Source organism: Acidimicrobiales bacterium, from assembly GCA_040219515.1.
GTDB lineage: Bacteria > Actinomycetota > Acidimicrobiia > Acidimicrobiales > Aldehydirespiratoraceae > JAJRXC01.
Genome location: JAVJSI010000017.1, coordinates 23,678 through 42,805, shown reverse-complemented (window position 1 = coordinate 42,805; position 19,128 = coordinate 23,678). Strand labels below are relative to the sequence as shown.

The 19,128-nt window shown below is 67.6% G+C and carries 17 protein-coding genes; 4 read left to right on the top strand and 13 right to left on the bottom strand.

Annotated elements, in window-relative coordinates:
- The first annotated feature begins 43 nt into the window (after nucleotides 1-43).
- Nucleotides 44-568 (top strand): hypothetical protein, encoded by a 525-nt coding sequence (locus RIB98_17360; GenBank protein ID MEQ8842753.1) that lies wholly within the window; start codon nucleotides 44-46, stop codon nucleotides 566-568.
- A 16-nt stretch (nucleotides 569-584) separates the two neighbouring features.
- Here the strand turns inward: RIB98_17360 and purB are convergent, their stop codons facing one another.
- Nucleotides 585-1,994: an adenylosuccinate lyase gene (gene purB / locus RIB98_17355; GenBank protein ID MEQ8842752.1), complete on the bottom strand. Its 1,410-nt coding sequence runs from the start codon at nucleotides 1,992-1,994 to the stop codon at nucleotides 585-587.
- 96 nt (nucleotides 1,995-2,090) lie between these two features.
- Between purB and RIB98_17350 the strand changes: the two genes are divergently transcribed.
- On the top strand, nucleotides 2,091-2,657 hold the full coding sequence (locus RIB98_17350; protein ID MEQ8842751.1) for a hypothetical protein: 567 nt from the start codon (nucleotides 2,091-2,093) through the stop codon (nucleotides 2,655-2,657).
- 19 nt (nucleotides 2,658-2,676) lie between these two features.
- Here RIB98_17350 and RIB98_17345 read toward each other — a convergent pair whose 3' ends face one another.
- The 8 genes from RIB98_17345 to RIB98_17310 form a co-directional block, all read right to left on the bottom strand.
- Nucleotides 2,677-3,957 (bottom strand): adenylosuccinate synthase, encoded by a 1,281-nt coding sequence (locus RIB98_17345; GenBank protein ID MEQ8842750.1) that lies wholly within the window; start codon nucleotides 3,955-3,957, stop codon nucleotides 2,677-2,679.
- A 188-nt stretch (nucleotides 3,958-4,145) separates the two neighbouring features.
- Complete coding sequence (locus tag RIB98_17340) at nucleotides 4,146-4,952, bottom strand: hypothetical protein (GenBank protein ID MEQ8842749.1); 807 nt, start codon at nucleotides 4,950-4,952, stop codon at nucleotides 4,146-4,148.
- Nucleotides 4,953-5,151: 199 nt separating this feature from the next.
- The gene (locus RIB98_17335; protein MEQ8842748.1) at nucleotides 5,152-6,846 is read right to left on the bottom strand and encodes a hypothetical protein; all 1,695 of its coding nucleotides are present in this window, start codon (nucleotides 6,844-6,846) and stop codon (nucleotides 5,152-5,154) included.
- Nucleotides 6,847-6,967: 121 nt separating this feature from the next.
- Nucleotides 6,968-9,457, bottom strand: a complete 2,490-nt coding sequence (locus RIB98_17330) for an AAA family ATPase (GenBank protein ID MEQ8842747.1) — start codon at nucleotides 9,455-9,457, stop codon at nucleotides 6,968-6,970.
- 78 nt (nucleotides 9,458-9,535) lie between these two features.
- Nucleotides 9,536-10,693 (bottom strand): hemolysin family protein, encoded by a 1,158-nt coding sequence (locus tag RIB98_17325; GenBank protein ID MEQ8842746.1) that lies wholly within the window; start codon nucleotides 10,691-10,693, stop codon nucleotides 9,536-9,538.
- A gap of 34 nt (nucleotides 10,694-10,727) precedes the next feature.
- On the bottom strand, nucleotides 10,728-11,723 hold the full coding sequence (gene egtD, locus RIB98_17320; GenBank protein ID MEQ8842745.1) for an L-histidine N(alpha)-methyltransferase: 996 nt from the start codon (nucleotides 11,721-11,723) through the stop codon (nucleotides 10,728-10,730).
- Complete coding sequence (gene egtB / locus RIB98_17315; GenBank protein MEQ8842744.1) at nucleotides 11,720-12,985, bottom strand: ergothioneine biosynthesis protein EgtB; 1,266 nt, start codon at nucleotides 12,983-12,985, stop codon at nucleotides 11,720-11,722. Before egtB ends, egtD begins: the two co-directional genes overlap by 4 nt.
- A gap of 192 nt (nucleotides 12,986-13,177) precedes the next feature.
- Nucleotides 13,178-13,711 carry a hypothetical protein gene (locus tag RIB98_17310; GenBank protein ID MEQ8842743.1) on the bottom strand — a complete coding sequence of 178 codons (534 nt, stop codon included), beginning with the start codon at nucleotides 13,709-13,711 and terminating at the stop codon, nucleotides 13,178-13,180.
- A 26-nt stretch (nucleotides 13,712-13,737) separates the two neighbouring features.
- On the opposite strand from RIB98_17310, the gene RIB98_17305 reads away from it, so the two are divergent.
- Complete coding sequence (locus RIB98_17305; protein ID MEQ8842742.1) at nucleotides 13,738-14,625, top strand: hypothetical protein; 888 nt, start codon at nucleotides 13,738-13,740, stop codon at nucleotides 14,623-14,625.
- A complete protein-coding gene (locus tag RIB98_17300; GenBank protein MEQ8842741.1) occupies nucleotides 14,622-15,008 on the top strand; it encodes a GntR family transcriptional regulator in 387 nt (128 codons plus the stop codon). Before RIB98_17305 ends, RIB98_17300 begins: the two co-directional genes overlap by 4 nt.
- A 19-nt stretch (nucleotides 15,009-15,027) precedes the next feature.
- On the opposite strand, the gene RIB98_17295 is transcribed toward RIB98_17300, so the two are convergent.
- Genes RIB98_17295 through dnaK form a run of 4 tightly spaced genes read right to left on the bottom strand, consistent with a single transcriptional unit; the run spans nucleotide 15,028 to nucleotide 18,987 of the window.
- Entirely contained in the window at nucleotides 15,028-15,414 is a 387-nt protein-coding gene (locus tag RIB98_17295; GenBank protein MEQ8842740.1) for a helix-turn-helix transcriptional regulator, read from the bottom strand.
- A 5-nt stretch (nucleotides 15,415-15,419) separates the two neighbouring features.
- Nucleotides 15,420-16,547: a molecular chaperone DnaJ gene (gene dnaJ / locus RIB98_17290; GenBank protein ID MEQ8842739.1), complete on the bottom strand. Its 1,128-nt coding sequence runs from the start codon at nucleotides 16,545-16,547 to the stop codon at nucleotides 15,420-15,422.
- Nucleotides 16,548-16,576: 29 nt separating this feature from the next.
- Nucleotides 16,577-17,152: a nucleotide exchange factor GrpE gene (locus tag RIB98_17285; protein MEQ8842738.1), complete on the bottom strand. Its 576-nt coding sequence runs from the start codon at nucleotides 17,150-17,152 to the stop codon at nucleotides 16,577-16,579.
- Entirely contained in the window at nucleotides 17,149-18,987 is a 1,839-nt protein-coding gene (gene dnaK / locus RIB98_17280; protein ID MEQ8842737.1) for a molecular chaperone DnaK, read from the bottom strand. The genes RIB98_17285 and dnaK overlap by 4 nt, the downstream gene beginning before the upstream one ends.
- Between the last annotated feature and the right edge of the window lie 141 nt (nucleotides 18,988-19,128).

Sequence of the window (19,128 nt, the reverse complement as noted above, 5' to 3'; positions counted from 1 at the left end):
GCTAGCCCGGCGGAAATGGTCCTCTGATCGGACACTCGGCGAAATGGAGACATCGCCAATTGACCCAATCCGCGACGAGACTCGTGTGCTTCTCGACGATATGTTCGAGGGCGTGGTGGCGTCTCATTCGGCGATGAACTCCAAGGAAAGCGAAGGACATTTGATGGCCCCCCGCAAGGAAATGACCGAGTCCCACAAGGCGGCTTTGGCCGAAGGACGCGCCCAGGGGCGTGCCGTACGCGGCTATCTCGAAGCGCTCGAGGCGCACCGCCCGAAGCGTGGCCGCAAGCGCACCCCCGAATCGATGCGCGCCCGTCTGGCCAAGATCGAGGCGAGCCTCGACGAGGCCGACCCCATGACCCGACTCCAACTTGTGCAGGAACGGCTCGACCTCACCGAAGCGATCGCTTCAGCCGAGACCACCGTCGACCTGTCCGCGCTCGAGGACGGTTTCGTCGACGCGGCCAAGGGCTACGGCGAACGCAAGGGCATCAGCTACGCCGCCTGGCGCGAGGTGGGCGTTCCGGCCGCGATCCTGAAACGCGCCGGCATCAGCCGAGCGGGCTGAACCCGCCCATCGCTTTCTAGACCCTCACCTCGGAGACGGCCGCGGCCGCCTCGGGGTGTCGGGCCACGACGGCGTCGACCCGGTCGACGATGCGCCGCACCTGATCGACGGCGGTGCCCGTGAACGCGGTGGGGTCGGCGAGAAGCGCCTCGATGTCGGCGCGATCGAGCGGGAGCCTCGCGTCGCCGGCCAGCCGATCGATCAGCCCGGGCGCGCCGGACATCTCGCGTCGATCGAGGGCGGCCGCCACGGCGTGTTCCTTCACCAGTTCGTGGGCGACCTCGCGGCCGAGCCCGCGGTCCACGGCCGCCGTCAACACCCTCGTGGTCGCGAGGAACGGCAGGTCGCGGGCCAGCTCGGCTTCGATCACCGCGGGAAAGACACCGAGTTCCTCGAAGACCACGAGCGCGGTCTGAAGGAGTCCGTCGGTGGCGAGGAAGGCGTCGGGCAACATGATCCGTCGCACCGCACTGCAGCTCACGTCGCCCTCGTTCCACTGCCGACCGGCCAGCCCCGCGGCCATCGTGAGATACCCGTCGAGCACGGTGCGCAGCGCGCCGACCCGCTCGGCGCTGCGCGCGTTCATCTTGTGGGGCATGGCGGTGGAGCCGACCTGTCCGGGGCGGAACCCCTCGGTCGCCAACTCCTGTCCGGCCATGAGGCGCAGCGTGGTGGTCGCGCTGGACGGCGCCGACACCGCCTGCACGAGGGCCGACACCACGTCGAGGTCGAGCGACCTCGGGTAGACCTGACCGACACTGTCGAGCACCCGGGCGAACCCGAGATGCCGGGCGACGGCCGCCTCGAGCGCATCGACCTTGGCCGGGTCGCCGAGCAGGTCGAGCTGATCGAGCCGCGTGCCCACCGGCCCCTTGATCCCCCTGAGGGGATAGCGGGCCAGCAACTCCTCGACCCGCTCGAGGCCGATCATCAACTCCTCGGCGACATCGGCGAAACGCTTTCCGAGTGTGGTGGCCTGGGCCGACACGTTGTGGGTGCGGGCGACCATCACCCGATCGGCGTGCGACGCCGCGAGGCCGCCGACCCGCGCGAGCACGGCGACGAGACGGTCGCGTACGAGGGTGAGTGCCTCGCGCACCTGCAGCTGCTCGACGTTCTCGGTGAGGTCTCGCGAGGTCATCCCCCGATGAATGTGTTCGTGCCCGGCAAGGGCACAGAACTCCTCGATCCGCGCCTTCACGTCGTGGCGGGTGACCGCCTCGCGGCGAGCGATGGAGTCCAGGTCGACGTCATCGATCACCGCCTCGTAGTCGTCGATCACGCCGGCAGGAACCTCGACGCCGAGCTCGGCCTGCGCTCGCAGCACGGCGAGCCAGAGCCGGCGCTCCTGCACGATCTTTCGTTCGGGCGACCAGATCTCGTTCATCGCCTCGCTGGCATAGCGCTCGGACAGGAGGTTGGACATGACCGTCACAGTGCGACCCTTTCACTGGTCGTTCGACTCATCAAGAAGTCGTGGGTATGTGCCGACGGGACTAGGAGACTGCAAGGAGACTGCTTCGTGACTGCCGAACTCACCGGCCTCTGCCAGGACCACAGCTTCGAGACGGCTGAGAACCTCTGTCGTCGTTGTGGCTTCGAGTACTGCGAACTCTGTCTGGTGTATCCCTTCGGCGCCAGGCGCCCGCTCTGCAAGGAATGCGCGATGGTCGCCGGCGGCGTGCGCCACCAGGGCGCGCGCCCCGAGATGGCGAAGCGTGACGTTCGCCGCCGGGTCAAGGCCTGGGACGAACGACGCAAGCGGACAACCGCCGGGGCCGCCGGTGAGGGCGACCCGATACTGAACGACCCGCTGGCACCCACCGACGAGGATCTCGAACGCGTACCGGTGCCGACGCCGGTGGCCAGCGACGGAGCCGCCATCGCCGCCGAACTCAACGACGTGTTCAACAACGACCCGTTCGACAACGGTGCCCTCGACAACAATTCCTTCGACAACAATTCCTTCGACAACAATTCGCCGTCCACCGCGGCATCGCCCGGTGGGGTACCGGGCGGGAGTGACGCCGGAGAACAGCCCGCCGACGGTGTCGCTCCTCCGATCGATTGGAGCCAGCCGTTCGGCTGACCTTCCTCGCGCCCGCGGCTCACGCCGCCCGGTCGAGAAACTGTTCCCGACCCGGGCCGACACCGACGAGTCGGATCGGCACGTCGATCTGGCTCTCGAGGAACGCGATGTAGTCGGCCGCGTTCTCGGGCAGCGCCGACGGGTTGGTGATCTTGCTGATGTCGGTTTCCCAGCCCGGGAGTTCTTCGTAGATCGGCGTGGCCGCGTGGAGGGCGCTCTGGTGGTACGGCATCTGATCGTGGCGGACACCGTCGATGTCGTAGGCGACACAGACCTTCAGTGACGCCAGCGCGTCGAGAACGTCGAGCTTGGTGAGGGCGACCTCGGACAACGAGTTGATCCGCACTGCGTGGCGCATCATCACGGCGTCGAACCAGCCCGGCCGACGCCGTCGCCCGGTGTTCGTGCCGTACTCGTGGCCGACGTCGACCAGGTGATCGCCGATCTCATCGGTGAGCTCGGTCGGGAACGGACCCGACCCCACACGAGTGACATAGGCCTTCGCGATGCCGATGATCCGCCCGATGTCGCGCGGGCCGACACCGGCGCCGGTGCAGGCCCCACCCGCCACCGGATTGGACGAGGTGACGAACGGATAGGTGCCGTGGTCGAGATCGAGGAAGGTCGCCTGCGCGCCTTCCAGGAGGACGCCCTGGCCGGCATCGAGCGCGTTGTGCACGAGCGAGATGGTGTCGGCGATGTGCGGGATGACGCGAGGCGCACAGACCTCGAGGTACTCGGTTGCGATCTCGTCGAGGTCGACGGGCAGCCGGTTGAAGACCTTGGTCAACACCTGGTTTGTGTGGCCGAGTACCACCTCGAGCTTCTGCCGGAAGATCTTCGGATCCTGGAGGTCCTGCACCCGGAGCCCGACCCGCATGGCCTTGTCGGCATAGGCCGGGCCGATGCCGCGCTTGGTGGTGCCGAGCTTGCCGTCGCCGAGGTGCCGCTCGTGCAGCGCATCGAGCTCCTGGTGATACGGCATGATCAGGTGGGCGTTGCCCGAGACCTTGAGGGCGCTGCAGTTCACGCCCTTCGCCTCGAGCGTGTCCATCTCCTTCAGGAGCACGCGCGGGTCGACGACCACCCCATTGCCGATCACCGGCGTGATGTGGTCGTAGAGGATTCCACTCGGTACGAGTTGGAGAGCGAAGGTCTCACCTTCGACCACGAGGGTGTGGCCGGCGTTATGGCCACCCTGGTAGCGGACGACCATCTCCATCTCTTTGGCGACGAGGTCGGTGAACTTCCCCTTCCCCTCGTCACCCCACTGAGTACCGACGACAACGGTCGCGGGCACGGCGCTCTCCTCTCGGGAATTGCGTTACCGGGAAAGAGTAGCCGCCACGCCCGCCGATGATGTCCGGGAACGCAGTCTCTGCTGAGGCACGCGCCCGCATGACGCGCAAGAGGCGGGGCCTGCGCCCCGCCCCGTGCTGTCCAGGGTGCGTTCTCTCGGCAACCGGTTCGCCCCCGGCCACCCTTGGGTCAGCCGGTGAAGCTGGGGTTCGCGGCGACCGGTGTGGGGTCGGGCATCTCCTGCACTTCGGGTAGGACCTCCGTGGCCACCGTGGTGGTGGTTGTGGATGCGATCCCGCCACCCCCGGAAGTGGTGGTGGGCGCCACGGTCGTGGAGCTGCTGGACGGGGGCTCGATCACCGTGGTCGTCGGTGCCACCGTCGTGGAGCTGCTGCTCGGCGGGTCGACGACCGTGGTGGTCGTGGACGTCGTGCTGCTCGTCGTCGTGGTCGGGTTCAGGTTCGTGACACCGAAGCAGGACGGCTGGACCGACTGGGCCTCACCGATCGCCTTGACCGCGGCGTCGTTCTGATAGGCGTGGCTTGCCGTCACCGCCACCGCATCGCGGTCGAGGACGACCGTGCCAACGGAACCGGTCCAGCTCGCTTGCTCGACGAAGTCCTCGAGGTCGGCGGTCAGACCGGTGGTTGCGATGATGTCGCCGTCGGCATCGATGAACTCGAGCACGTACTGTTCGAACGCCTGGAGAGCGGTACCGGATCGGCCGGTGTACCAGTCGAGACTGGCGGCGATCACTGCGTACTCTCCCGCGGGGATTGCGGCGCTGACGGTCTTGGAGCGGTCGTATCCGCTGTTGCCGGCCACGATCGTCGCGGCTGCTCCGGCGTTGAAGCCGACATTGGGGAACGCGATGACCTGCTCGGCCCCCGAGCAGGTCGGAACGCCGGAGTCCTGCGCCGAACTGATCGTCGTCGGCACCACGAGCATGGCGGCGATGACGGCCAGCGAGGTGAAGAGCTTCAAACGGGTGGACATGGAAACCGACCTCTCAGAGGAGAATTGCCTGGACAGGGGCCGGTTTCGCTCTGGCTCACCGCCGGACAAAGCGACCAATGCAGTCCGACGGGTCACTGCCTCCCCGTGATGCCAGGCTACGAGCGCCTGGAGTGTCGTAACAATAGGCCGCTTGCACCATCATTGGCGGCGATCCGGGGAATGTTCCCGTCGCCGCCGGTCAGGGCCAGGTGAGCTTGACCGGCCAGGGCGCCACGCCGGCCGCCGTGGACAGCACGGCGAAGACCACGAGCGCGGCGGCAACCGGACCGGCCCGCCCGTCGTTCGACCCGCATCTGAGCGTGCCGATGACGATCGGTTCGACCACCATCGAGCGTGAAACGGTGAGCTCGGCATCGGCCGAGCCGAGGGACACCGGGATGGTGCGTTCACCGGACCCGTCGATGGCGACAACTCCGGCCACCGCACCGTCGACCAGCACCACGAAGCGCTCGCGCCCGATGCCGTCTCTGCGGATCGACACATCGGCGAGCGACGCGGGGCAATCCGGCGAGACCATGACCCGTACCTCCGCGCAAGGCGGGGCCGAGCGTGCCGAGGTCGCACAGTCGATGTCGCCGTTCGTACCGGCACCACCGGTGTCGGCGGAATCGCTGCCGGCATCCGGATCGGCCTCGGCCGGCGGGGCACAGACGTTGTCGACCTCGACCCGCATGACATCGGTGCCGTCGTCGTCGACCACGCGTATCGGCACGCTCGACGCGCCGTCGAGCGGCACCTCGATCTGGAGGACGTCGCCGACCGCCACCTCGCGTTGTGCCACCATCGCCACGCGCTCGTGGAAGACGGTGAGCCTCGCCGGGTCGCCGGCGTCGTTGCCCAGGACGACCACGAGTACGTCGGCGGCACAGTCGAGCACCGTGGCTGCGGTGGGCCGCGCGGGATCGTCACAGTCGATGTCGACCGGGGTGAGCAGATAGGTCGCGCCCGATGTCGAGTCGGAGACGTGCACCTCGGTGGGGCCTTCGAGGTCGCCGATGTCGAGCGTGGTGGTGGTGAGGGCGCCCCCGTCGATGCGGAGGCCCGCCTCGATCGCCGCCATCGGCAGCGCGACGTCGACCGTGGCACCGAGGTCACCCTGGTTGCCGAGGAGTACGTGGACACTGTCGGCCGCGCAGTCGACCACCGCGGAGGCGCGCAACGCCGCCGGCCCGAGCACCGTCGTCGACGGTGGAGGCACGGTCGGGGTGGCACCGGGCACCGGACCCAACGCGGGCACCGTCGTGGACGGCACCGTCGTGGTCGGCACCGTGGTCGTCGGCACCGTCGTGGTCGGCACCGTCGTGGTCGGCACCGTCGTGGTCGGCACCGTCGTGGTCGGCACCGTCGTGGACGGCACCGTCGTGGACGGCACCGTGGTCGTCGTGGGGGTCGGGGCGACACGCGTGAACGACACGCAGTCGGCGGTGACCGAGTTCGTGCCCGACGGTGTGCTCGGCGCCGAGTGACGCACCGTGAAGTGGGTGACGCCGCTCGACGAGACGAACGTGCCGAGGTCGTCGGTGACGCTCGCGGCGTCGACCCCGTCGCGAAGATCGGTGGTCGGGCCGAGCACGACATGGTCGGTGATGTCGAGCAGCCACTGTTCGTGTGTCTGGTCGCTCGCGCCGCGACCGACGTAGGCGTCGGACGACGCGGCGCCCACACGCCACTCACCGGCCGGCAGCGGGTCACGGAGAGTGAAGCCATAGGTGTCGTGGCCGGAGCGCGACCAGACCGCGACGTCGAGCGCGACGACGATGTCGCCGGTGCACCCTCCCGTCGTGGCCCCCGCCGGCGCCGAGGCGCCGAACACGAAACCGGTGACGAGCAAGGCGACACCGGACAGCAGTTTCCACAACTGTCGTGGTCTCACATCACTCTCCCGTACTCCATTACGGAACGTAGTTGTCCCCAGGCCCACGGAGGGTGATGCTCCGCCCACCTCCCCGGTGGGCAGCACGGTCAAGGGCGGAAAGGTCAGGTGAGGTGCAGGTTCAGCGCAGGCTGAGTTCGCGATCGTCGGCCGGCCCGTCGACGTCGACGGTGACGAGGTCGCCTTCCTCGTAGGTTCCCTCGAGAATGGCGATGGCGAGCGGGTCACCGATCGCTCGCTGGATGAGCCGCTTGAGCGGCCGGGCACCGAACGCCGGGTCGAATCCCTCGACCGCCAACAGTTGCTTGGCGTCGTCGGTCACGTCGAGCGTGAGGCGACGGGTCGACAGCCGCCCGGAGAGCCCGGCGAGCTGGATGTCGACGATCTCGACGAGGTCCTCCTCGGTGAGCGAACGGAACCGCACGATGTCGTCGATGCGGTTGACGAACTCGGGACGGAAGAAGTCCTCCGGATTGCCCGGCAGATTCGACGTCATGATCAGCACCACGTTGGAGAAGTCGACGGTACGGCCCTGTCCGTCGGTGAGACGACCGTCGTCGAGCAGCTGCAGCAGCACGTTGAACACGTCGCCGTGGGCCTTCTCGACCTCGTCGAGCAGCACGACGGAGTAGGGCCGCCGCCGTACCGTCTCGGTGAGCTGCCCGCCCTCGTCGTAGCCGACATAGCCGGGCGGGGCACCGATCAGTCGACTCACCGAGTGCTTCTCCATGTATTCGGACATGTCGATGCGCACCATCGCCCGCTCGTCGTCGAACAGGAACTCCGCCAGCGAACGGGCCAGCTCGGTCTTGCCGACACCGGTGGGGCCGAGGAACAGGAAGCTGCCGATCGGTCGGTTGGGGTCGGCGAGGCCGGCCCGCGAGCGTCGGATCGCGTTCGCGACCACCGACACGGCGTCGTCCTGGCCCACCACCCGCAGGTGCAGATGGTCTTCGAGCCGCACGAGCTTCTGCACCTCTCCCTCCAGAAGGCGAGAGACGGGCACCCCGGTCCAGCGGCTGACGACCTGGGCGATGTCCTCCTCGTCGACCTCTTCCTTGAGCATCGAGGACTCGGCCTGGATCTTGTCGAGTTCCTCCCGAGCGGCCTCGAAGCGGCGCTCGAGTTCGGGAATGCGGCCGTAGCGCAGCTCGGCGGCCTTCTCGAGGTCGCTCTCGCGCTCGACCTCGCCCCGCACGACGTCGAGCTCCTCGTTGAGATCGCGCAACGCGGAGATGGCGTCCTTCTCGGCCTGCCAGGTGGCGGTGAGGCCGGCCAACGACTCGCTCAGGTCCGCGTGTTCGCGATCGAGGTCCTCGAGCCGTTCGGCCGACGCCGCGTCGGTCTCCTTCGCCAGGGCGACACGCTCGATCTCGAGCTGACGGATGCGCCGCTCGACCACGTCGATCTCGGTCGGCACCGAGTCGATCTCGATGCGCAACGATGCGCTCGCCTCGTCGATCAGGTCGATGGCCTTGTCGGGCAGGAACCGGCCGGTGAGATAACGATCGCTCAGCACGGCCGCGGCCACCAGGGCGGAGTCCTGGATGCGGACGCCGTGGTGCACCTCGTAACGCTCCTTGAGCCCGCGCAGGATGGCGATCGCGGCATCGACCGACGGCGGCTCGACCATGACCTGTTGGAACCGGCGCTCGAGCGCCGGGTCCTTCTCGACGTACTTGCGATACTCGTCGAGCGTGGTGGCGCCGACCATACGGAGCTTGCCCCGCGCGAGCATCGGCTTGAGCATGTTGCCGGCGTCCATCGCACCCTCAGCGCCGCCGGCGCCGACGACGGTGTGCATCTCGTCGACGAACGTGATGATCTCGCCGTCGGCGTCCTCGATCTCCTTGAGCACCGACTGGAGTCGCTCCTCGAACTCGCCGCGGTACTTGGCCCCGGCGACCATCGAGGAGATGTCGAGGCTGATCAGACGCTTGTTCTTCAACGACTCGGGGATGTCGCCCTCGACGATGCGGTTGGCGAGACCCTCGACGATGGCCGTCTTGCCCACCCCGGGTTCGCCGATGAGCACCGGATTGTTCTTGGTCCGCCGTGACAGCACGCGGATGACCCGCCGGATCTCGTCGTCACGCCCGATCACGGGGTCGAGCTCGCCGAGACGGGCCGCCTCGGTCAGGTCGCGCCCGAAGCGTTCGAGGGCCTGGTACTCGTTCTCCGGGGTCTGGCTCGTCACCCGATGGCTGCCACGCACCTCGCGCAACGCCAAGAGCAGCTGCTCGCGATCGACACCGATCGAGTTGCTCAGCGCGAGCAGGAGGTGTTCGGTGGAGAGGTACTCGTCGGTGAGGTCGACCCGCACGACGTCGGCCTGCTCGAGCACCTCGCGCAGCTCCTTCGAGAGCTGGGGGTCGGAGCCGTAGGCGTGGGGCAGGGTGGCGAGGGCGTCGGCCGCACTGTTGCGAGCTGCCGGGACGTCGACACCCACCTTGTGGAGAAGTGGCAGCACGATGCCTTCCTGCTGGCCGAGCAGGGCGGTGAGGAGGTGCGCAGGAACGACCTCGGGATGCGACGAGGCCCGGGCGGCTTCGGTGGCCGCCGAGAATGCCTCGGTGGTCTTGAGCGTCCAGCGATTCGGATCGAGCGCCATGTGGGGGACCTCCAGGTGGGTGACAGGCGTATCTCAGAAAACCTGAGTGCAATAGACTCAACTTTGGCGAGGTCGGTTCTATTCCCCCGCAGCGGGTGGTTCGCCGCCGGTGAGGCCCAATCTGATGGTGGCATCACGTTCCGCGTCGTCGACCAGACCGAGTCTCGATGCGCGGACGCGCCACTGATCCCGGGCCAGGACCTGCATGTCCTCGTCCGTGTCGGTCTCGTCGGTGATCTCGAGCCCGAGCAACGTCTCGATCACGTCCTCCATCGTGGCGATACCGGCCGTGCCCCCGTACTCGTCGATCACCCTGGCAATGTGCTCGCGGCCCTCGACGAGCGCCTCGAAGACCTCGAGCAGGGGTTGATCCTCCGGCACGACGATGAGATCCCTTCGGAGGGCCGCCAACGGGGTGTTCTTGGCATCCTCGGCCATCTGCGTCAGTGCGTCGCTCAACAGCACGTAGCCCGAGATGTCATCGTGGTTCTGCGAGAAGACCGGGTACCGGGAGAAGGAACGCTTGGCGTCGACGAGTTCCTGCACCGTCGCGGTCTCGGGGAACGCCACCACGACCGTTCGCGGGGTCATCACGTCGGACACGCGCAGACTCTCGAACTGCAACAGGCTCTTGAAGAGCCGCGCCTCCCGATTGTTGAAGACACCCTCCTCGGCACCGATGTCGGCGAGCGCCGCCAATTCCTCGCGACTGACGTCGCCCTTCTTCTCGCCCCGCGTGAGCAACTTCGCGAACCACTGCGACATGAGCACGAGCGGGTAGAGCAGGTAGATCAACGGCTTCAGCGTCCGACTCACCAGGGGCGCGAGCCCTCGCCAGTAGACCGCGCCCAAGGTCTTGGGGATGATCTCACTGAGCACGAGGATCGCCAGCGTGAGCACGGCGGAGAAGATGCCGATCGCGGAGTTGCCGAAGTACGCGGCGGCCTCGGCGCCGGCGCCGGCGGCACCGATCGTGTGCGCCACGGTGTTCAGGGTGAGGATCGCGGCGAGGGGCCGATCGACATCGTCCTTGAGCTCACGGAGGCGCCGAGCCGCGGCCGGATGTTCGATCTCGAGAGCGCCGACGTAGGCCGGGGTCACGCTCAGGAGGACGGCTTCCATGATCGAGCAGAGGAACGACACGCCGATCGCCACCGCGACGAACACGACGAGCAACGTGAGCGAGCCCGAACCCCCGCCATCGCCCGTCGCCACCGCTGCCAAGATGTTGTTCACGGAAAAAACCTACTCCGAGTCATCTCGTCGGGGATCAGTGCACCACCGAGAGACTCACCGCGAAGTCACCGGCCTCGTCGGTGAAGAACTGCTCGACCGTCAGCCCGACCTCCGCCAACTCGGTTGCGAGACCGGCCAGATGGAACTTCGCCGACACCTCGGTGCGCATGTACTCGCCGGCCGCGAAGTCGACGTCGAGATCGAGCGCGGCGACCCGCACCCGCTGGTCGACACGACTCCGCACGCCGAGATCCATCCACTCCTCGTCGTCGTCCCAGGTCGCCTCGTGGTCGAACTGGTCGAGGTCGAAGTTCGCCTCGAGTTCGCGATTGATCACGGACAGGACGTTCTTCGTGAACGCCGCGGTGATGCCCTGTGGGTCGTCGTAGGCCAGCTCGAGCCGCGCCGGCTCCTTCACGAGGTCGGTGCCCAACAGGAAGCGGTCGCCGGGCCTCATGCCCGCGACGATCGCCTCCAGGAACGCTCTTCGCTTCGACGGCGCGAAATTGCCGATCGTCCCACCCAGCAATACGACCATCCGCCGATCCTCGCTCTGCGGGATCCGAGAGAGGTGGCGATCGAAGTCGCCGACCACGCCGTGCACGCGCAGACCGGGATAGGCCTCGGCCAGGTTCGTGGCCGTGGCCCGCAGGAACTCCTCGCTCACATCGAAGGGAACGAAACGGACGAGGCTCCCGTGGGCGCGTCCGGCATCGAGGAGTGCGGTCGTCTTGTCGGAGGTGCCGGCACCGAGCTCGACGATCGTGTGCGCCTCGGCCCGCTCGATGATCACCTCGGCATGGCGAAGCAGGATCTCGCGCTCGGCCTCGGTCGGGTAGTACTCGTCCAATCGGGTGATCTGGTCGAACAGGTCACTGCCCCGCTCGTCGTAGAGCCACTTGGGTGGCAGCTCCTTCGGCTGTCGGGTCAAGCCGGCCCCGACGTCACGGCGCAGGGCCAGCGCGAGATCGTCCGGTCCGAGATGCACGTCGACGATCGGCGCGATTGCCACGTCGTTCAGAGGATTCATCGGGCACCTCCGTCGGATGCCAGCCGGACACCACTGAAAACCCAGCGTGAGTGCGTGGGGAAGAAGTTGCGATAAGTCGCCCGCAGGTGGCCTCCGGGCGTCACGCAACAACCACCGCGCAGGACCTGCTGGTCGACCATGAACTTGCCGTTGTACTCGCCCACCGCACCCGGCGCCGGCACGAAGCCGGGGTAGGGCGCATACGCGCTCGACGTCCACTCCCACAGGTCGCCGAAGAGTTGGCGCACGCCATCGCCCGATGCCCGCACGGGATGGAGTTCGTCGTCCGGGAGGAAGTTGCCTTCCGGTGCGACGCCCGCCGCGTGGGCCTCCCACTCGAACTCGGTCGGCAGTCGCGCGCCGGCCCAGCGAGCGAACGCATCGGCCTCGAAGTAGCTCACGTGGGCGACCGGCTCGCTGGGGTCGATCGGCCGCACCCCGGTGAGCGTGTGCACGGCCCAGCCGTCGTCGGAGCGCTGCCAGTAGAGCGGCGACTCCCAGCCCTCGGCGTTGACGGTGTGCCAGCCCGACGACAGCCAATGGCCGGGGTCGCGATATCCGCCATCGGCCATGAACTCGAGCCACTCCCCATTGGTGACGAGCCGGTCGGCCAAACGATGGGGGTGCACGAGCGCGTCGTGACGCGGTCCCTCGTTGTCGTAGTGGAACCCCTCGCCCCGATGACCGATCGGCACGATACCGCCCGGGTGCTCGACCCAGCCCTGATCGGGGGGCGCCGCCGGAGCCGGCACCGGTCGCGGGTCGTACGCGGGTCGGAACGGATTGCACGACAACACGTGCTTGATGTCGGTCAGGAGCAGTTCCTGATGTTGTTGCTCGTGGTGCAGACCCAGCTCGATCAGTGCGACGACGTCGGGATCACACCCGGCGTCACTCGCGATCAGGTCCTGCATCGACGCATCGACGCATCGCCGGTACTCGCCGACCTCGTCATTGGTCGGCCGGGTGACGAGGCCCCGCTGAGGGCGAGGCTGGCGATCGCCGACCGCCTCGTAGTACGAGTTGAAGAGGTACCCGTAGTACTCCTCCACCGGCTCGTGGCCGCTCGGAAGGAGGAGGAAGTTCTCGAAGAACCACGTGATGTGGGCCCGGTGCCACTTGGTCGGGCTGACATCGGGCATCGACTGCACGACCTGGTCTTCGGGGCTCAGCAGCGAGGCAAGCACCTCGGTCTGGTCTCGGATGGCCTGATAGCGAACCGAGAGAGGCGTGGTGACCGCCGTCTTCACTGGTGTCCGCATGCGGCTGCCTCCCACTCGCGGTCGCGGATCGGTCCGAGATGGAGCCAGGAGTGCACAGACATGCCGTTCTTCCTTCAGAGAGGTGGTACCGAAGCCCAAACCCGCCGACGTCGTCCGATGTTCCGGCCACGTGCGAGTTCCGACGGCTCTACCCGTCGTCCGCCCTCCACAAACTCCCGGCCTCCGCGCCGGCTACTCGTCGATCGACCCCGAGTCGGCGTCGCAGACGAACTGCGCAATCGTCGCCGGCCAACTGCCGCGGCCTGGCCCGTAGCTGACGAAGATGTCGTTGCTGACCTGGCGTCGATGTTCGAACCGGGAGAAGGGTCCGTCGGCGATTGCCACCGTCACCTCGACCCCGTCGTCGCCCAACGGCAACCTGGAGCAGTCGTCGACTTCGTAGAAGGCGGTGAGTTCGACCATGTCGCCGGCTTCCAGACGACGGGGGAAGATGTCGCTGCGGAACGAATCGGGCGGGGCGTCGATGTCGAACGGACCCGTCGTGTAGCCGAGTAGACGAAGGCCGGACGGTACGCCGAATCCTTCGGTGATCTCGATCGTCGTCGACGAATCCGAAGTGATCTGGAAGCCCATGTGCACCGGACCGTCGCCACCATAGGTCGCCGCGTTCGAGGAGATCTCGGGGTTGGCGATGCCGAGCGACCACACCCATCCGGCGGCCACGACGGCGGCGGCGGCGGCGGCGACGACGACCCAGAATTTCACCGAATCAGTTCTCCAACGAGGCAAGAATGTCGATCGTCGCACTCTCACTGATCGCGATCATCGGGCTGACCGCGGCCACCGTACGCGGATCGTCGGTCTCGATCGAACACCTCGGCGCCCTCGCTTCCGACGGTCCCGAACGCGAGCTCTACGAACGCTTCTTCGAGCGGTCACGTCGCTTTCGCCTCAGCGGCGCCGTCGTCGGTTGGGTCGTGGCGATCTTCGCGGCCACCGTCGCCGCCGACCTGGGCGAGGAAGGCAGCTGGCACCTGGACTTCACCCTCGTCGCGACGATCGCGCTCGCAGGTTCGGTCATCGGCTCGATCGCGGCCGAGACGTTCCGGTTCCGCCGACCACGGGCTCCGCGAATCGCCTCACTCGAGGTTCGCAACCCCGTCGACTACGACGACAAGATCGCCCTGCGGCGCGAAGAGTTCGTCGCGTTCGGGATGGTCGGCGCGCTCGTGCTCGCCGCAGCAGTCGGCGCGAACCTGCTCGCAGTCACCCTCCTGGCTGCCGCAGGAGTCGCCTTGGCACTTCTCCGCCGCTGGGCGGTGCGACGGATCGCTCTGCGACCCCGACCCGCGCTCTCCCCTGTGGTCGCCGAGGCCGACGATGACATCCGGCGAATGGCGGCGTCCGTCGGCCTGGGGCGTCCGATCGTGACCCTCGAGCTGCTGGTGTTGACGTGGCAGCTCCGGATCATCAGCAACGTGGAGCCGATCATCGGCTGGTTCGTGATCGCCACTCTCCTCGTTGCCTTCGTCTGGTGGCGGCGCAACCGCTCGTTCGGCTTGACGAGAACTGCCCGCCGCGAGGGCCTTCAGCCCTCGGCGGCGCGTGCGGGCGCGATGGCGTTCGCCGGCATCGCCGTGTTCGTGATGGTGCTCATCGCGGCGAGGTCCATCGCGTGATCCTCCACGTCGACCCGGCGACGCCCGTTCCGGTGTACGAGCAGATTCGAAGTCAGATCGAGCGCATGATTGCGTCCGGCGCGCTCACCACCGGCGTCCAGCTCCCCACCATTCGCCAGCTCGCCGCCGACCTGGGGTTGGCCAAGGGCACGGTCGAACGAGCGTTCCAGCTGCTCGAGTCCGACGGCCTGATCGAGACCCGTGGCCGGGCGGGCACGTTCGTCCGCGCCCCGCCCCAGGTGAGCGACGCCAACGCGACTGCCGCCCTGCGGGAGGCCGGCGACCGTTTCGCGGTCGTCATCCGTCAACTCGGTCTCGACGAGCAGTCCGCGCTCACCGCCGTGCGCGAGGCGTTGACCCGACTCGGCGGTGCTGCCGGCTGAACTGCGGGCACCGGGTCGATCAGCCGCGACGTTCGCGCCGGTAGAGGGTGACGCTTCGCGGCGGCACCGGTACGAGGTCCCGCCGGTACTGACGGTGGACCTGGTCGACGGCGGCTGATGCGGCCGACTCGCGCTGCGCAAGTTCGGCTTCGAGCTCGGCGACCCGGAGCTCGAGGTCGAGCACCCGCTTCACGCCGGCCAGGTTGAGCCCGTCGTTGGTGAGCTCCTGGATGCGCTGGAGCAACGCGATGTCGGCGTCGCTGTAGCGACGGCTGCCACCACCGGTGCGGGCCGGATCGACCAGTCCTTTGCGTTCGTAGATGCGGAGCGTCTGGGGGTGCACACCGGCCAACTCGGCGGCAACCGAGATGACGTAGACGGCTCGATGAAAACGCTCGTGCTCCATGTTGCTCAGACTCCCAGGTGGGTGCGGGGCGACTCGGGGGACGCCGCGGCCAGCGCCTCGATGGCGGCGCGCTGGTCGTCGGTCAACGCCTCGGGGACGGTGACGACGACCGTGGCGAGGAGGTCGCCCTTCCCCGCCTTGCCCCGAAGCCGAAAGGTCTTTCCGGTGGCGGTGCCCGGGGGAATGCGGATGGTGACCGGCTGGGCATCGAGGGTGGGCACCTTGACGTCGGCGCCGAGGGCGGCCTCGGCGAACGTGATGGGCACGTCGATCGTGAGGTCACCGCCCGAACGACCGAAGAGCGGGTGATCGGCGACGTTGACCCTCACGAAGAGATCACCGGGCGGGCCGCCGAGACGGCCCGGGCCACCCCGTCCCTTGAGGCGGATCTTCTGGCCGGTCTTCACCCCGGCCGGGATGCGCACCTTCACGTCGCGGGGACGCACCTCGACGCCGATGCCGCGACACGTGGTGCAGGGGTCGGTGATGATCGAACCCCGCCCGGCGCAGGCCGCGCACGGTCGGCTGAGAGAGAACAGACCCTGGTTTTCGTCCTGCACTCCCTTTCCCTTGCAGACCTTGCAGGTCTCGGGCGTGGACCCGGGTCTGGAACCGCTGCCGGCACAGGTGGAACAGGTGGCCTCGCTGGTGAGGGTGATCGTGGTCTCGAGACCGTTGACGGCGTCGTCGAATTCGAGGGTGAGATCCGCTTCGAGGTCGGCGCCCTGCTGACCTCGTTGTGGTTGCTGCTGACCGCCCCGGCCACCGCGGCCACCGCGATTGAAGAGACCGCCGAGCAGATCGCCGATGTCGTCGAACCCGACATTGAACCCACCGGGGCCGCCGGGTCCGCCGGGCGATCCGGGACCGCCGAATCCGCCCGACATCGGGCCCATGCGGCGAACCTCGTCGTAGCGGCTGCGCTTCTCGTCGTCGCCCACGACGTCGTAGGCCGAGGAGACCTCCTTGAATCGCGCCTCGGCCGCCGCGTCACCAGGATTGGCATCGGGGTGCAGCTCGCGGGCGAGCTTGCGGTACGCCTTGGTGATGTCCTTGGCCGAGGCCTTGGAATCGACGCCGAGCGTCTTGTAGTAGTCCTTCTCGAACCATTCCTTCTGCGGTTCCGCAGCCATGTGACACCTCCCTTCCGAAGCGAACGACCTCAGCCCTTGACCGTGACCATCGCCGCCCGCAGGACCCGACCGTTCCACGCGTAGCCCGTGCGCAGGACCTGGCTCACGACGGCGACCTCCTGGCCCTCGTCGGCCGGTTCGGTCATCGCCGCCTCGTGCCGGTTCGGGTCGAACGGCTCGGACTCGTCGGAGATCGTCTCCAGTCCTGCGCTCTGGAGAATGCCGCGGAGCTGGGCACCGATGGGCTCGACGCCCTCGACGCCCTGTTGCGCCGCGGCATCGCACGCGTCGAGCACCGGCAACAGCGCTTCGGCGACCCGCGACCCGGCCTGGGCCGACAGCTCGGCGTTGCGCTTCTCCGTCTGCTTGCGGAAGTTCGCGAAGTCGGCGCTCACTCGTTGCAGATCGGCGAGGTGCTGGTCGCGCTCGGCGGTGACGGCTTCGAGTGTGGCCACGAGCTCCTCGATGCTGATCGCGGCATCCGCCGGGCTGATCCCGGCATCCGCCGGATCCGCGGCCGCGGGCTCGCTCGCCGCGCCTGCCGCGGTATCCGGCTCGGCCGGTTCTCCCGAGGACTCCGGAGGAGTCTCGCCGTGATCGCTCACGACGCCTCTTCGTCGCCGTCGTCCTCGACGATCTCGGCGTCGACCACCTCGTCGTCGTCGGGTGTGCTCGCGGCGGCGTCGGCATCACGACTCTCGGCGGCCGCGGCCTCGTAGAGACGCTGGCCGAACTCCTGGCTGGCCGACATCAGACCCTCGGTGGCGTCCTTGATCGCCTCGAGGTCGGTGCCTTCGAGTGCGGTCTTGACGTCGTCGAGCTTGGCCTGGATGGTCGACTTCTCGTCGTCGTTGACGTTGTCGGCCTGGTCCTTGAGGAGCTTCTCCGTCTGGTACACGAGGCTGTCGGCGGTGTTGCGGATCTCCGCTTCTTCCTTGCGCTGACGGTCCTCCTCGGCGTGGGCCTCGGCGTCCTTCACCATCTGCTGGATGACGTCGTCCGAGAGCGAGCTCTGACCGGTGATGGTCATCGACTGCTCCTTGTTGGTCGCCGTGTCCTTGGCGCTCACGTGCACGATGCCGTTGGCGTCGATGTCGAACACGACCTCGATCTGGGGCACATTGCGCGGTGCGGGCGGCAGGTCAACGAGCTGGAACTTGCCGAGCGTCTTGTTGTACTGGGCCATCTCCCGCTCGCCCTGAAGGACGTGGATCTCCACGGACGGCTGATTGTCCTCGGCCGTGGTGAAGGTCTCGCTCTTGCGGGTCGGGATGGTGGTGTTGCGCTCGATCAGGGTGGTCATGACGCCGCCCTTGGTCTCGATGCCGAGCGAGAGCGGAGTGACGTCGAGGAGCAGGATGTCCTTGACCTCACCCTTGAGCACGCCGGCCTGGACCGAGGCACCGATGGCCACGACCTCGTCGGGGTTCACCGTCTTGTTGGGCTCGGAGCCGGTCATCTCCTTCACGAGATTCGCGACCGCGGGCATGCGGGTGGAACCGCCGACGAGCACGACGTGGTCGATCTCGCCCTGGGTGAGACCGGCGTCCTTGATGGCCTGCTCGAAGGGCTTCTTGCACCGATCGAGCAGGTCGGAGGTGAGGTCCTGGAACTTCGAGCGGGTGAGCTCGTAGTCGAGGTGGAGCGGACCGGCGTCGGTGGCGGTGATGAACGGCAGGTTCACGTGGGTCGACTGGGTCTGGCTCAGCTCGATCTTGGCCTTCTCGGCCGCTTCCTTGAGCCGCTGCGCGGCCATCGCGTCCTTGCGGAGATCGACGCCGTGGTCGTTCTTGAACGACTCGGCGAGCCAGTCGATGACCGCGTCGTCCCAGTCGTCGCCGCCCAGGTGGGTGTCGCCGGCGGTGGACTTCACCTCGAAGACACCGTCACCCAGCTCGAGCACCGACACGTCGAACGTGCCGCCGCCGAGGTCGAACACCAGGATCGTCTGCTCGGTCTCTTCCTTGTCGAGGCCGTAGGCGAGCGCCGCCGCGGTGGGCTCGTTGATGATGCGCAACACCTCGAGCCCGGCGACCTGGCCGGCCTCCTGGGTGGCGGTGCGCTGGGCGTCGTCGAAGTAGGCGGGCACGGTGATGACGGCCTGGGTGACGGTGTCGCCGAGGTACTCCTCGGCGTCACGCTTGAGCTTCATCAGCACGCGGGCCGAGATCTCCTGGGGGTTGTAGGCCTTGCCATCGATGTCGATGGTCCAGTTGGTGCCCATGTGGCGCTTGACCGAACGGATCGTGCGTTCGGGGTTGGTGATCGCCTGACGTTTGGCGACCTCGCCGACGAGCACCTCGCCGTCCTTGGCGAAGGCGACGACCGAAGGGGTGGTGCGTGATCCCTCGGCGTTGGGAATCACGACCGGGTCACCGCCCTCGAGAACGGAGACGACGGAGTTGGTGGTGCCGAGATCGATACCGACTGCCTTGGGCATGGAACACGCTCTTTCTGTCTTGGTTGGGGGAGTGGTTTCCGGGGAGTACAGGTGCTTGAACCGCACCATAGCGAGCGAAATTCCCATCGACACCGAAAAGTTGAGTGCCTTGTTGTCAGGTTTGCGAGGCGGCTGACCGTC

What these genes read in the sequence shown, in the direction of transcription:
- RIB98_17340 (MEQ8842749.1), bottom strand. Translation starts at nt 4,952, where the DNA reads ATGTCCACCCGTTTGAAGCTCTTCACCTCGCTGGCCGTCATCGCCGCC.
- egtB (MEQ8842744.1), bottom strand. Translation starts at nt 12,985, where the DNA reads ATGCGGACACCAGTGAAGACGGCGGTCACCACGCCTCTCTCGGTTCGC.
- RIB98_17360 (MEQ8842753.1), top strand. Translation starts at nt 44, where the DNA reads ATGGAGACATCGCCAATTGACCCAATCCGCGACGAGACTCGTGTGCTT.
- dnaJ (MEQ8842739.1), bottom strand. Translation starts at nt 16,547, where the DNA reads ATGGCTGCGGAACCGCAGAAGGAATGGTTCGAGAAGGACTACTACAAG.
- egtD (MEQ8842745.1), bottom strand. Translation starts at nt 11,723, where the DNA reads ATGAATCCTCTGAACGACGTGGCAATCGCGCCGATCGTCGACGTGCAT.
- dnaK (MEQ8842737.1), bottom strand. Translation starts at nt 18,987, where the DNA reads ATGCCCAAGGCAGTCGGTATCGATCTCGGCACCACCAACTCCGTCGTC.
- RIB98_17305 (MEQ8842742.1), top strand. Translation starts at nt 13,738, where the DNA reads ATGTCGATCGTCGCACTCTCACTGATCGCGATCATCGGGCTGACCGCG.
- RIB98_17330 (MEQ8842747.1), bottom strand. Translation starts at nt 9,457, where the DNA reads ATGGCGCTCGATCCGAATCGCTGGACGCTCAAGACCACCGAGGCATTC.
- RIB98_17295 (MEQ8842740.1), bottom strand. Translation starts at nt 15,414, where the DNA reads ATGGAGCACGAGCGTTTTCATCGAGCCGTCTACGTCATCTCGGTTGCC.
- purB (MEQ8842752.1), bottom strand. Translation starts at nt 1,994, where the DNA reads ATGTCCAACCTCCTGTCCGAGCGCTATGCCAGCGAGGCGATGAACGAG.